The organism is Burkholderia anthina (assembly GCF_001547525.1).
Classification (GTDB): domain Bacteria; phylum Pseudomonadota; class Gammaproteobacteria; order Burkholderiales; family Burkholderiaceae; genus Burkholderia; species Burkholderia semiarida.
In genome coordinates this window covers 2,090,702-2,103,934 of the sequence record NZ_CM003768.1, presented here as the reverse complement: position 1 = coordinate 2,103,934, position 13,233 = coordinate 2,090,702, and the positions used below count along the sequence as shown (strand labels likewise).

Below are 13,233 nucleotides of genomic sequence, written 5' to 3'. Positions count from 1 at the left end.
CGATCGGACATAATCGCGGTTTGCACGCAGTTTGCCATTCCGCTGACCCTCAATGTCCGATTCCTTCCGCTGGCCCGCCGGGGCCGACCCGTTCCGTTTCCTCGAGGCGCTCGACAGCAAGCGCGCCCGCACGTGGGTCGACGAGCAGAATGCGCGCACGCGCGCCGCGCTGCGCGACGACGATGCCTATCGCGCGCTGACCGCGCGTCTCGCGAAAGCGTATCTGCCGCGCGAACGCCCGGTGATTCCCACCCGCTGGCGCGACTGGGCGTATGACCTGTGGCAGGACGATCTCCACCCGAAGGGCCTGTGGCGCCGCACGCGCTGGGACGACTGGCGTGCCGGCCGCCCCGACTGGGAAACGCTGCTCGATATCGACGCGCTCGGCGCCGAAGAGGGCGAGTCGTGGGTGTTCGAGCAGGAGGCGATCCTGTATCCGGACGGCGATCGCGCGCTGCTGTCGCTGTCGCCGGGCGGTGCCGACGCGGTCGTCGTGCGCGAATTCGATCTCGTCGAGCGCCGGTTCGTCGATGGCGGCTTCACGATCGACGAACCGGGCCATCACACGGTCGGCTGGATCGATCGCGACACCGTTTACGTGAGCTGGGATCGCGGCGAAGCGCATGCGACCGCGGCCGGTTATCCGTATGAAGCGCGGCGCTGGGTGCGCGGTACGGCGCTCGCCGACGCGCCGGTCGTGTTCAAGGGCGAGCCGGACGACATCAGCGCGGGTGCGTGGTTCGATCCGATCGACCGCCGCCACGTCGCGTGGCGCAGCGTCGATTTCTTCGATGCACACGCGTACCGGCTGACCGACGCGGGCGAATGGGCGCGCTACGACGTGCCGACGCACGTCGAGGTCGGGTTCTGGGAAGGCTGGCTCGTGCTGGAGCCGCGCCTCGACTGGGATTGCGATGGCGTGCGCCACGCGGGTGGCTCATTGCTCGCGATCCGCGAGCAGGCGTTCCTCGCCGGCGCGCGCGACTTCACGACGCTGTTCGCGCCGCAGCCGACGACGTCCGCCTGTACGTGGACGCACACGCGCACGATGCTGATCGCGAGCTGGCTCGACGACGTGCACAACCGCACGATGCTGTGGCAGCCGCGGCAGCGCGACGACGGGTCGTGGACGTGGGATGCGCGGCCGTTCGAATGGCCGGGCGATGCGCAGATCGACGTCGAGCCCGTCGAAGCGACGCTGAACGACGAGGTGTACGTCGACGTCGATACGTATCTCGATCCGCCCGAATGCTGGCTGGCCGATCTGGCCGACCGCGCGGACGATGCGGGCGCGCGCCGCGTGCTGCTCGACCGGCCGCCGGTGCAGTTCGATGCGGCCGGGCTCGTCGTACGCCGCGCGAGCGCGCGTTCGCGGGACGGCACGGTGGTGCCGTACACGCTGATCGGGCCGCGCGATGCGCTCGACCCGACGGAGGGCATGGCGCGGGTCGCGCGGCCGTGCCTGTTGTCGGGCTACGGCGGCTTCGCGATCCCGAACCTGCCGGGTTACAGCGATGCGTTCGGCATCGGCTGGCTCGAACGCGGCGGCGTGATGGTGTTCGCGCACATCCGCGGCGGCGGCGAATTCGGGCCGCGCTGGCACGTCGACGCGCAGCGTGAACACCGGCAGCGTTCGTTCGACGATTTCATCGCGGTCGCCGAGGATCTGGCCGCGACCGGCGTGACGACCGCCGCGCAGCTCGGAATCGAGGGCGGCAGCAACGGCGGGCTGCTGGTCGCCGCGTGCATGATGCAGCGGCCGGAGCTGTTCGGTGCGGTGCTGTGCCGCGTGCCGCTGCTCGACATGCAGCGCTATCCGAAGCTGCACGCGGGCGCCGCATGGCTCGACGAATACGGCGACCCGGACGATCCGCGCGAGGGCGCGGCGCTGGCCGCGTATTCGCCGTATCACCGCGTGCGCGAAGGTGTCGTGTACCCGCCGTTGTTGCTGACGACGTCGACGCGCGACGACCGCGTGCATCCCGCGCATGCGCGCAAGATGGCCGCGCGCATGCAGGCGCTCGGTCACGAACGGGTGTGGTACTGGGAGAACACCGACGGCGGCCACGGCACTGCGGACGATCTCGAACGCGCGCAAGCCGATGCAGCCGAATTCGGTTTCCTGTGGGCCCATCTCGGGCCGGCGCCCGCGCGGCGGTGATCGCGCGCGGGCGCGTGCGCGATCAGCCGACGATCGCGACGACGGGCGTGTGGTCGGACGGCTGTTCCCACGTGCGCGGCGTGCGATCGACTTCGCACGACGCGCAGGTCGCCGCGAGCGCCGGCGACAGCAGGATGTGGTCGATGCGCAGCCCCGCGTTGCGGCGGAACGCCATCATCCGGTAGTCCCACCACGTGAAGGTTTTTTCCGGCTGTTCGAAGCGGCGGAACGCATCGACGAAGCCGAGTTCGATCAACTGCTTGAAGTGCGCGCGCTCCTGCGGCGACACGAGGTTCTGGCCTTCCCATTTCGCGGGATCGTGCACGTCGCGGTCTTCCGGCGCGATGTTGTAGTCGCCGAGCAGCGCGAGCTTCGGATAGCGTTGCAGCTCGGTGCGCAGCCACGCCTGCAGCGCGTCGAGCCATTGCATCTTGTAGACGAACTTGTCGGAGTCGAGCGCCTGGCCGTTCGGGAAGTACGCGGACACGATCCGCACGCCGTCGACCGTCGCGGCGATCACGCGCTGCTGCGTGTCTTCGAAGCCGGGGATGTTGCGCACGACGTCCGATTCGTCGACGGCGAGCGTGTCGCGCACGAGGATCGCGACGCCGTTGTAGGTCTTCTGGCCGGCGAACCAGCTGCGGTAGCCGATCGCCTCGAGATCGGCGCGCGGGAATTTCTCGTCCGGCAGCTTCAGTTCCTGCAGGCACAGTACGTCGGCTCCGCTTTGCGCGAGCCAGTCGAGCACGTGCTGTTTGCGGACGTTGAGCGAGTTGACGTTCCAGGTGGCGATTTTCATGAACGGGAGAGTGCGTGCGGCGTGAATGCGAAGGCCGCCATCTTACCGCGAGCATGGGGTGCGAACGCGCGCGTCATGCGATGCGTGCCTGGGGCCGCGCATCGTCGCCCGGGCAGCGGAAGCAGAAACTGTGACAAAGGTATTGACGTGAGTACTTCCTCACCCTATAATTTATTTCTCTGACGCGGGGTGGAGCAGTCTGGCAGCTCGTCGGGCTCATAACCCGAAGGTCACAGGTTCAAATCCTGTCCCCGCAACCAAGCACACCAGACGATGTGCCGCGCAATTGACCGATGCGCACTTCGTCTACGAAAAACCCGGCTCCATGCCGGGTTTTTTGTTTTCCGCGCCCGCCCGTTATTTTGGTGCGCCCGGGCTTCCCGGCAGGAAGCCGTTTTCGAGCAGATAGGTCGTCGTGTTGACCAGCGTGGCCCGCGCGTTCGGCGTGCCCGACAGCACCGCGCACTTGTCCTTGCCCGCATTCAGCCGGATCGACCGCTCGGCCGTCGGGTAGTCGACATCCTTCAGATAGAAATGCGGCAGCGACGTCATGTAGCGGGCATACGGTACGCAGGGTCGCTGCATCGGGTCCTTCGACGCGGCGTTGAACGGAAAGTACTCGTCGAACAGATACGCCGAGTTCGACAGGCCGCCCCAGTCGGCCGGCACGGCAATGCTGCCGGTCGGCGTCGTCGCGCCGGTGGCGACGTCGGTGATGAAGCCGTCGACGGTCGAGCGCCCGTCGCTGCGATTGGCCTGCGTCACGGTCACTTGCAACCGATAGGCGTGGCCGGTTTCCCACCCGTAGGCGATCGAGCACGATGTTCCGGAACCGCCGTCGGCGCCGCCGCGGCAATTCGCCGACAGCGGCGCCGTGCCGGTACCGAACGCGCTGAAGATCACCAGGTTGCTGCCTTGCGTGCGCGGCTGGATGCCGGTGTAGATCGCGTGCCCGCCATGTTGCGACGCCAACTGGTTGGCCCAGTAGTAACTGGCGTTGACGTGGGTCGGCACGACTTCGGGCGTGACGTCCCACGTCATGCGATCGAACCCGTCCTTGGGCGTCGTGGCCGCCGATGCGGTGATGTTGGGGTCGGCGTGCGCGTTGAGCGTGACCGACACGGCGAGTAGCGCGCCGAACGCGGTGCTGAGTTTTTTCATGTTCCGGTTACCTGTTGGTGGAAAAGAGCGCGCGACGAGCAGCGTCGTTTGCGGCGCCGCTGCGCGTGTACCCATTTGCGGTCACTTTATTCCCAACAGATAAGCCGTTACGTCGGCGCGCCCGCGTGAAGCGAGCCAGGTGATCCGCTGGCCGTGCGCGCCAGGCCCGTGTGACGGGCGAGAGCACGGAGCCGGGCGCGCGGCGACGCGCCCGCCGGGAGCGTGAATCCTGCCGCACGGAACAATGCGGCGATGCTCTCGGGCGGCAATTGTCGATCCGCGCCGGCGCGCGTCGTTCAGCGCGCAGCCCACTCGACGGCCGCCTTCGCGTGCAGCGCGGTCGTATCGAAGACCGGCAGCGGCGAGTCGTCCGCGCCGATCAGCAGCATGATTTCCGTGCAGCCGAGGATCACGGCCTGCGCGCCGCGCTTCGCCAGTGCGTCGATGATCGACACATACGTCGTGCGCGATTCCGCCGAAATGACGCCGTGGCACAGCTCGTCGTAGATGATGCGGTGCACGTCGTCGCGCCCGCGCTCGTCCGGCACGAGCACGTCGAGCCCGAACTTTTCGCGCAGCCGCGCCGCATAGAACGGCAACTCCATCGTGTAGCGCGTGCCGAGCAGCGCGACGCGTTCGACGCCCGCGTCGCGCAGCGCGCTGCCGGTCGGATCGGCGATGTGCAGGAACGGCAGCGTCACCGCGGCTTCGATCGCGTCGTGCACGCGATGCATCGTATTGGTCGTCAGGACCACGAGATCGGCGCCGGCCGCTTCGAGCTGCCGGGCGGCGTCGGCCATCCGTTCGCCGAGCGCGGCCCAGTCGTGCGTGCGCTGCAGCGCTTCGATTTCGGCGAAGTCGACCGTGACCAGCACGCTCTTCGCGTTGTGATGCCCGCCGTGCAATGCCTTCGAGTGCCGGTTGATCATCCGGTAGTACTCGGCCGACGATTCCCAGCTCATGCCGCCGATCAGTCCGATCGTCTTCATCTGTCACCTTTGCGTTTCGTGTATCGCGGCAGACGAGTATAGGTGCCGCCGCCCGTGCCTGGCCGGTACGATCCGCACAAACCGGGCCGGTACGGCGCAGCCGGTGGCGGAGGGCCGGTGGCGGAGGGCCGCTGGCGGAGGGCTGCTGCCGGACGGCCGGTTGAGGCGACGGGCGAGGGGGCGCGGCCCCGGGCGGTCGGTTCGCGCAGCCGGCCCCGGACGTACGCGGCAGTTGAAACCGGCACTGTGTTTTTGTACAGTATCGGCACCGTGAACCCGACCACCATCCCGCCTGCCGATCCGCACGCACCGTCCGGCGACGCGCCGCCACGCATGCGCAAGATCATTCATTGCGACTGCGACTGCTTCTACGCGTCGGTCGAGATGCGCGACGACCCGTCGCTGCGCAACCGGCCGCTCGCGGTCGGCGGCCGCCCCGACCAGCGCGGCGTGATCGCGACCTGCAACTACGAGGCGCGGCGCTACGGCGTGCATTCGGCGATGTCGTCGGCGCTGGCGATGCGCAAGTGTCCGGACCTGCTGATCCTGCCGTCCGCGATGGACAAGTATCGCGCGGCGTCGCGACAGATCATGGCGATCTATCGCGACTACACGCCCGACGTCGAGCCGCTGTCGCTCGACGAGGCTTACCTCGACGTCAGCGGGTCGTCGCGTTGCCAGGGCAGTGCGACGCTGATTGCGCGCGAGATCCGCGAACGGGTGCGCGACACGGTCGGCGTGACCGTGTCGGCGGGCGTCGCGCCGAACAAGTTCATCGCGAAGATCGCGTCCGACTGGAACAAGCCCGACGGGCTGTTCGTCGTGCGGCCGCACGAGATCGACGCGTTCGTCGCGGCGCTGCCGGTGCGCAAGCTGCACGGCGTCGGCAAGGTGACGGCCGCGCGGCTCGACCGGCTTGGCATCCAGACCTGCGCGCAGTTGCGCGACTGGCCGCTGATCGACCTGCACCGCGAATTCGGCGCGTTCGGGCGGCGCCTGTACGAACTGTCGCGCGGGATCGACGAACGGCCCGTGCAGGCCGACCAGGAGCGCAAGTCGGTCAGTGTCGAGACGACCTACGTGACCGACCTGACGACGCTCGAGCAATGCGCGGACGAAATTCGCCGCCTCGTCGTGCAGCTCGACGCGCGGATCGAGCGCGCGGGCGCCGCGCGATCGATCCGCAAGCTGTACGTGAAGATCCGCTTCGCCGATTTCCAGCGCACGACGGTCGAGTGCGTGGCCGACGCGACGAATGCCGAGACGGCCGTCACGCTGCTCGCGAAGGGGTTGTTGCGGCGCGCGCAGCCGGTGCGGCTGCTCGGCGTTGGCGTGCGCATCGACGAGGACACGGCCGAGCGCCACGGGCAATTCCTGCTGTTCGACGACGAAACGGGCGACGACACGCCCGCGCAATGAAAAAAGGCACCGCCGAAGCGGTGCCTGTCGATGCAGCCGGACGAACCCGGCAGCGCGCGCTCAGTGCGCCGACGCCGCCATCCCGTTGTGGCGCAGCAGCGCGTCGATCTGCGGCTCGCGGCCGCGGAACGCCTTGAACGATTCCATCGCGGGGCGGCTGCCGCCGACCTCGAGGATCTCGCGGCGATAGCGGGTGCCGGTTGCCGCATCGAGCACGCTGCCGCTGGCGGCGGCGGCTTCCTCGAACGCCGCATACGCATCGGCCGACAGCACCTCGGCCCACTTGTAGCTGTAGTAGCCGGCCGCATAGCCGCCCGCGAAGATATGGCTGAACGTGTTCGGCCAGCGCGAGAACGCCGCCTGCGGGATCACGTGATAGCGCTCGTTGATCTCGCGCGCGAACGCGGTCACGCCGGTGGCGCCGGCCGGGTCGAAATCGACGTGCAGCAGCATGTCGAACATCGAGAACACGATCTGGCGCAGCGTGCCGAGCCCGCTCTGGAAGTTCTTCGCGGCGATCATCTTGTCGAACAGCTCGCGCGGCAGCGCGGCGCCCGTATCGACGTGCGACGACATCGACGACAGCACGTCCCATTCCCAGCAGAAGTTTTCCATGAACTGCGACGGCAGTTCGACCGCATCCCATTCGACGCCGTTGATGCCCGACACGCCGAGCTCGTCGACGCGCGTGAGCATGTGGTGCAGCCCGTGGCCGAATTCATGGAACAGCGTGATCACTTCGTCGTGCGTGAAGCACGCGGGCTTGCCGCCGACCGGCGCGGAGAAGTTGCAGGTCAGGTACGCGACGGGCGTCTGCACGTCGCTGCCGCGCTTCGCGCGCGAGCGCGCGTCGTCCATCCACGCGCCGCCGCGCTTGCCTTCGCGGGCGTACAGGTCGAGATAGAACTGCGCGACGAGCGAGCCATCGCGGTTCTCGACGCGGAAGAAGCGCACGTCCTTATGCCACACCGGCGCGTCGTCCGGCTTGATCTTGACGCCGAACAGCGTTTCGGTGACGGTGAACAGGCCCTTCAGCGCGGCCGGTTCCGGGAAGTACTGCTTGACCTCGTTTTCCGAGAACGCATAGCGTTGCTGGCGGAGCTTTTCGGCCGCGTACGCGACGTCCCACGGTGCGAGTTCGGCGAGGCCGAGCTCCTTCGCGGCGAACGTGCGCAGCTCGTCCCAGTCCTTCTCCGCGTGCGGGCGGGCGCGCGTCGCGAGATCCTCGAGGAACGCGATCACCTGCTGCGGCGATTCGGCCATCTTCGGCGCGAGCGACACTTCGGCGAAGTTGCGGTAGCCGAGCATCTGCGCCTCTTCGCGGCGCAGCTTGAGCGCATCGGCGACGATCGCCGTGTTGTCCCATTCGGCCTTGCCGTCGCCGTATTGCGGCCCGAGTTCCGACGCGCGCGTCGCATACGCGCGATAGAGCGTCTCGCGCAGCGCGCGGTTGTTCGCGTACTGCAGCACCGGGAAATACGACGGGAAATGCAGCGTGAATTTCCAGCCTTCCTTGCCGTCCTTCTGCGCGGCCTCGCGGGCGGCCTCGATCGCGTCGCCGGGCAGGCCGGCCAGTTCGGCTTCGTCCTTCGCGAAGTACGCGTACGCGTTGGTCGCGTCGAGCACGTGATCGGAGAACGCCTTCGACAGCGCGGCCTGTTGTTCCTGCAGCTCCGCGAAGCGCGGCTTCTGCTCCTCGGGCAGCTCGGCGCCCGACAGGCGGAAGTCGCGCAGCGCGTTGTCGAGAATCTTCTTGCGCTCGGCGGACAGCGTCGCGTATTCGGCGCTCGCGGCGATCGCCTTGTACTTTTCGTACAGCGCGAGATTCTGGCCGACGCTCGACCAGAACTCGGTCACGCGCGGCAGGTTTTCGCCGTAGGCAGCGCGCAGTTCGGGCGTGTCGGCGACCGCGTTCAGGTGGCCGACGATGCCCCATGCGCGGCCGAGCGGCTCCGTGGCCTGCTCGACCGTCTCGACGACGGCGGCCCAGGTCGCCGGCGTCTCGCTGGCGCTCGCGGCTTCGACTGCGCGGTTGGCGGCATCGAGCAGCGTATCGAGCGCGGGCGTCACGTGTTCCGGGCGAATCTCGCTGAAACGGGGCAGGCCGGAGAAGTCGAGGAGCGGATTGGTATGGGCGCTGGCGGACATAAGACTCCCTGTCTGTTGCCGGATGAACCGGGATGAAAAGGGTAACGGCGGCTGGGCGCGAGCGCGCCCGATACCGACATTATTGGGGCGCATCGTGCGCTTTCCAATCGTTAGTTTCTAATGACGCGATTGACGCAGGGTCGGATGCGCAGCGACGGGCGTGGCCGGGAACGGCATTCGGCGGCCGGCGGCCCGACGGTAGGCCGCCGCGGGCCGGCGCGGCGCCGCCGGGGCGAGCGCGGCTGGCGGGACACCGGCGCGCGCAAGCGCGCGCCGGCTGAGCGGGTAGTGCGTCAGGCCGCGGCGGCAGCCGCGCGTTCGGCGGATTCGATCGTGTTGATCAGCAGCATCGTGATGGTCATCGGGCCGACGCCGCCCGGCACCGGCGTGATGTAGCCGGCGACTTCCTTCACGCCCGCGAAATCGACGTCGCCGCACAGCTTGCCCGCGTCGTCACGGTTCATGCCGACGTCGATCACCGTCGCGCCCGGCTTCACCATGTCGGCGGTCAGGATGTTGCGCTTGCCGACCGCGGCGACCACGACGTCGGCCTGGCGCGTATGCGCGGCGAGGTCGCGCGTCTTGCTGTGGCAGATCGTCACGGTCGCGCCGGCGTCGAGCAGCATCATCGCCATCGGCTTGCCGACGATGTTCGAGCGGCCGATCACGACCGCGTTCGCGCCTTGCAGCGCGATGCCGTGCGCTTCGAACATCTTCATCACGCCGTACGGCGTGCACGGGCGGAACAGCGGCTTGCCGGTCATCAGCGCGCCCGCGTTCGCGACGTGAAAACCGTCGACGTCCTTTTCCGGCGCGATCGCCTCGATCACCTTGTGGCTGTCGATATGCGCGGGCAGCGGCAGCTGGACGAGGATGCCGTGGATCTTCGGATCGCGGTTCAGCTCGTCGATGCGCGCGAGCAAATCGGCTTCCGACAGCGTGTCCGGGTAGGCATCCTTCTGCGAGAAGAAGCCGTTGTCCTCGCACGCCTTGATCTTGTTGCGCACGTAGACTTCGCTCGCCGGGTTGGCGCCGACGAGGATCACCGCGAGACCGGGCTGGTGGCCGCGTGCGGTCAGCGCGGCGGCGCGTTCGGCGGCCTGGGCGCGCAGGGTCTTCGAAAGGGCGTTGCCGTCGATGAGGAGGGCTGTCATGGTGGTGGGTTCTGCCGGGAAGTTGGGATGCGGGCGTACGGCGCCCGAAAGCGCCGTAGCAAAGCACGTAATTATACCGTTCGCCTGCTGCCGTCCGACAGCGAATCAACGGGAAGCGTCATGGCCGCGGCGCGCGCGCGCCGGGAGAAACGGCGCGCCGCCGCGCGAGTGGGCCGCATCGCGCGGGGCGGCAAGCGCCGGTTGCGGGCCGGGCGGCGCTGCCGCCGCGGCCCGGGAACACGCTCAGGCCTGTTTCTTCGACAGCGCGAGGCGCAGCAGGTCGGCCACCGTGTTGACGTTGAGCTTTTCCATGATGTTCGCGCGGTGCGCCTCGACCGTCTTGATGCTGATGCCGAGATCGTCGGCGATCTGCTTGTTCAGGCGGCCCGCGATGATCCGCTCGAGCACCTGCTGCTCGCGCGCGGTCAGCTTCGACAGGCGTTCGCTCGCGGCACGCTGCTCCTGCACGCTCTTGCTTTCGCTTCGGGCCTTGTCGAGCATCCGCTCGACGAGCTTGCGCAGCTCGGCTTCGTCGAACGGTTTCTCGATAAAGTCCATCGCACCCTTTTTCATCGTCGACACGGCCATCGGCACGTCGCCGTGACCGGTGACGAAGATGATCGGCAGCGCGGCGTTGTCGGCGATCAGGCGTTCCTGCAGCTCGAGGCCGCTCATGCCCGACATCCGCACGTCGAGAATCAGGCACGCGATCTGGCCTGCCTGCTGCGCCGGCTGGTACGCATCGAGGAACTGCTCGGCGCTCGAGAAGCATTGCACGCGATAGCCGTTCGCCTCCAGCAGCCAGCGCAGCGAGTCCCGTACGGCCTCGTCGTCGTCGACGACAAAGACGGTTTCCTGAGTGGTGGTGACAGGGCTATTCATAGTTCTCCCGTAACGGTATGTGATGCCGATGCCTCGCGCCCCCCTTGGCCGAGATCAGCGGGTTCCCCAATGGGCAGGCTGCAGTGGAACGTCGCGCCGGAAATGCGGCCATCCGGCTCGACGTTGTTGACCACCCACAGACGCCCCCGATGCGATTCGATGATCGAACGGCAGATGTTCAGCCCCATGCCCATGCCGTCGGACTTGGTGCTGTAAAACGGTTCGAACAGGCGCTCGGCGGTCGCTTCGTCGACGCCCGGGCCCTGGTCGATCACACGGATGTCGACGAAGCCCGCATCGATGTCGGCGACGACGCGGATCACGCCGTCCACCGACGCCGGCTTCACGTCGGCCATCGCCTCGGCTGCGTTCTTCATCAGGTTCACCAGCACCTGCTCGATCAGCACGGGGTCGACATAAATAATAGGCATTCTTGCGAGGATTTCCGTGACGATCCGGATCCTGCGCTTTCTCGCCTCGATTTCGGCCAGCCCGACCGCGTCGGCGACGATGTCCGCGACCCGCGCCGGCTGGCGCTTCGGCTCGCTGCGCTTCACGAATTCGCGGATCCGCTTGACGATCATCCCCGCGCGCAGCGCCTGCTGCGCGGTCTTTTCCAGCGCGGGCTGCAGCGTCTCGGGCGTGCCGCGGCCGCTCTTCACGAGCGCGAGCGTGCCCGAGCAGTAGTTGTTGATCGCGGCGAGCGGCTGATTCAATTCGTGAGCAATCGACGACGCCATTTCACCCATCGTCATCAATCGGCTCGTGAACTGCAGCTTTTCTTCCTGCTGGTGCGCGAGTTCCTGCGCCTTCTTGCGGGTCGTGATGTCGGTCGCGATCTGCATCTGCGCGAGGTGGCCGTCCACCCACTGGATGTACTGGCGGCGCACCTCGAACCACTTCTGGATGCTCTCGACGTACACCTCCTGCGCGTCGGCGGTGCTGCTCGTCAGCGCGGCGGCCGGCAGGCCCGCGAACGCGTCGACCATGTCGATCGAGTCGGACGACGCCTGCGCGCGGTCGAAGCCGCCGCCCGACAGCTCCAGATGGCCGTCCGGGCGAATGCCGAACAGGTGGCGGTAGTAGCGGTTCGCGAACAGCAGCTCGGCTTCGTCGGCGGCGAGCACCGACACCGCGGCGTCGAGGCTTTCGAGCACCGTCGTGAAGCGCTCGTGCGCGGCGGCGAGTTCCTCCCGCGCGCGCTTCGGCTCGGTGATGTCGGTCATCGACGACATCCAGCCGGTCTGGCGGCCCGAGCTGTCGATCAGCGGCGACACGTACAGGCGCGCATGGAACAGCGTGCCGTTCTTGCGCCGCACGCGCAGCTCGAAGCCCGAGCTCGGCGCCTTGCCGCGCAGCGTCATGTCGAGCTGGCGCTGCATTTCCGGGTACGCGTCGCGCGGCCAGTACGGGAACGGCGCGACCTTGCCGACGAGATCGGTTTCGTCCCAGCCCGTCATCCGGCAGAACGCGGGGTTCACGTGCGTGATGCGGCCGTGCATGTCGAGCACGCGCATGCCGATCAGCACCGAGTTTTCCATCGCGCGGCGGAAGAACGCCTCCGCGTACAGCGCCTGCTGCGCCTCGAAGCGCTGGCGCGTGTGCTTCCACAGGCTCCAGAGGCTCCACAGCACGAAGCACGACAGGCCGGCGACGAGCCACACGAGCGTGTTGTTGGTGAGGTTCGTGAGCTGCGGGAACGCATACACGCGCACCGTCAGCCCCTGGCCGGGCGGGTCGAGCGGCAGGTCGTAGTGCGAGTCGCGCGGCAGGCGCGGGCGCGTCGACGTGGATGACAGCTCGCGGTTGTTCGAATCGGTGATCGAGATCTTGTACTTCGACGACAATTCCTGCGGGATGTCGTGCTTCAGGATCCCTTCGACCGAGAACACCGCGGCGATCGCGCCGAGATATTCGCGGTCGCCGCGCATCACGGGCGTCTGCAACGTGATGAAGCCGTTGCCGAAGTCGTCGTAGATCAGCGGCGAATAGGCCTGGCGGCGCGTGCTGCGCGCCTCGTCGTACGCGCCGCGCACGGCCTCCTGCATCTGCGCGTCGCCGGGTTTCGCGAGCCGCTGGCCGAGCAACGGCGGATGCACGGTCGGCCAGCGCTGCACGCCGGGCGCGGTGTACCAGTTCAGGTAGAGGATTTCCGGATGCGTCTGCATGACGTCCGCGACGGCCATCTGGAATGCGTTCTGGTCGAGCCGGCCGGATGCGAGGTCGCGCGACAGCGCCTGCAACTGTTCCTGCGCGCCCGTCATCGACAGGCGGATCTGCTGCTGGGCCCACGCGACGTTGCGAAAGAGGGTGTCTTCCTGCTGCTGCTGTTCGCGCCGGTTGAGGCTCCACAGGATGAGGCTCATCACGACGAGGAACACCAGGATCGACAGCAGCGGCGTCAGCAGATAGGAGTTGGACCACCACGGTCCGTGGTGCCAACGGGACGGCTGCGACTCCGCCGGCGGGCCCGGCGGTCGCGCCGAGCGTGCGAAAAGCCGATCGGTCAACATGGCAGGA

General features: G+C 67.8%; 9 protein-coding genes and 1 tRNA gene. 3 read left to right on the top strand and 7 right to left on the bottom strand.

Translation table 11 applies throughout. The features are described from left to right. The first annotated feature begins 52 nt into the window (after nt 1–52). The gene (locus WS64_RS09675) at nt 53–2,161 is read left to right on the top strand and encodes a prolyl oligopeptidase family serine peptidase (RefSeq protein WP_060966339.1); all 2,109 of its coding nucleotides are present in this window, start codon (nt 53–55) and stop codon (nt 2,159–2,161) included. Nucleotides 2,162–2,183: 22 nt separating this feature from the next. Here the strand turns inward: WS64_RS09675 and xth are convergent, their stop codons facing one another. After that, the gene (gene xth, locus WS64_RS09670; RefSeq protein ID WP_059643883.1) at nt 2,184–2,960 is read right to left on the bottom strand and encodes an exodeoxyribonuclease III; all 777 of its coding nucleotides are present in this window, start codon (nt 2,958–2,960) and stop codon (nt 2,184–2,186) included. 183 nt (nt 2,961–3,143) lie between these two features. On the opposite strand from xth, the gene WS64_RS09665 reads away from it, so the two are divergent. Next, a tRNA-Met gene (locus WS64_RS09665) sits at nt 3,144–3,220 on the top strand. A gap of 97 nt (nt 3,221–3,317) precedes the next feature. On the opposite strand, the gene WS64_RS09660 is transcribed toward WS64_RS09665, so the two are convergent. Both WS64_RS09660 and WS64_RS09655 read right to left on the bottom strand, forming a co-directional pair. Further along, the gene (locus tag WS64_RS09660) at nt 3,318–4,121 is read right to left on the bottom strand and encodes a DUF3472 domain-containing protein (RefSeq protein ID WP_060966338.1); all 804 of its coding nucleotides are present in this window, start codon (nt 4,119–4,121) and stop codon (nt 3,318–3,320) included. A gap of 296 nt (nt 4,122–4,417) precedes the next feature. Continuing rightward, nucleotides 4,418–5,110, bottom strand: coding sequence for an aspartate/glutamate racemase family protein (locus WS64_RS09655; RefSeq protein ID WP_060966337.1), 693 nt, complete (start codon nt 5,108–5,110; stop codon nt 4,418–4,420). A gap of 246 nt (nt 5,111–5,356) precedes the next feature. Here WS64_RS09655 and dinB point away from each other — a divergent pair, with 246 nt between their 5' ends. Beyond that, a complete protein-coding gene (dinB, locus tag WS64_RS09650) occupies nt 5,357–6,529 on the top strand; it encodes a DNA polymerase IV (RefSeq protein ID WP_060966336.1) in 1,173 nt (390 codons plus the stop codon). Between the two features lie 60 nt (nt 6,530–6,589). On the opposite strand, the gene WS64_RS09645 is transcribed toward dinB, so the two are convergent. The 4 genes from WS64_RS09645 to fixL all read right to left on the bottom strand — a co-directional run bounded on the left by WS64_RS09645 (nt 6,590) and on the right by fixL (nt 13,226). Beyond that, complete coding sequence (locus WS64_RS09645) at nt 6,590–8,677, bottom strand: M3 family metallopeptidase (protein WP_060966335.1); 2,088 nt, start codon at nt 8,675–8,677, stop codon at nt 6,590–6,592. 293 nt (nt 8,678–8,970) lie between these two features. Beyond that, a complete protein-coding gene (gene folD, locus WS64_RS09640) occupies nt 8,971–9,831 on the bottom strand; it encodes a bifunctional methylenetetrahydrofolate dehydrogenase/methenyltetrahydrofolate cyclohydrolase FolD (RefSeq protein WP_059583307.1) in 861 nt (286 codons plus the stop codon). Between the two features lie 243 nt (nt 9,832–10,074). Continuing rightward, nucleotides 10,075–10,713 (bottom strand): oxygen response regulator transcription factor FixJ, encoded by a 639-nt coding sequence (gene fixJ / locus WS64_RS09635; RefSeq protein ID WP_006493245.1) that lies wholly within the window; start codon nt 10,711–10,713, stop codon nt 10,075–10,077. Then, entirely contained in the window at nt 10,710–13,226 is a 2,517-nt protein-coding gene (gene fixL / locus WS64_RS09630; protein ID WP_059583309.1) for an oxygen sensor histidine kinase FixL, read from the bottom strand. Before fixL ends, fixJ begins: the two co-directional genes overlap by 4 nt. Nucleotides 13,227–13,233 lie beyond the last annotated feature (7 nt).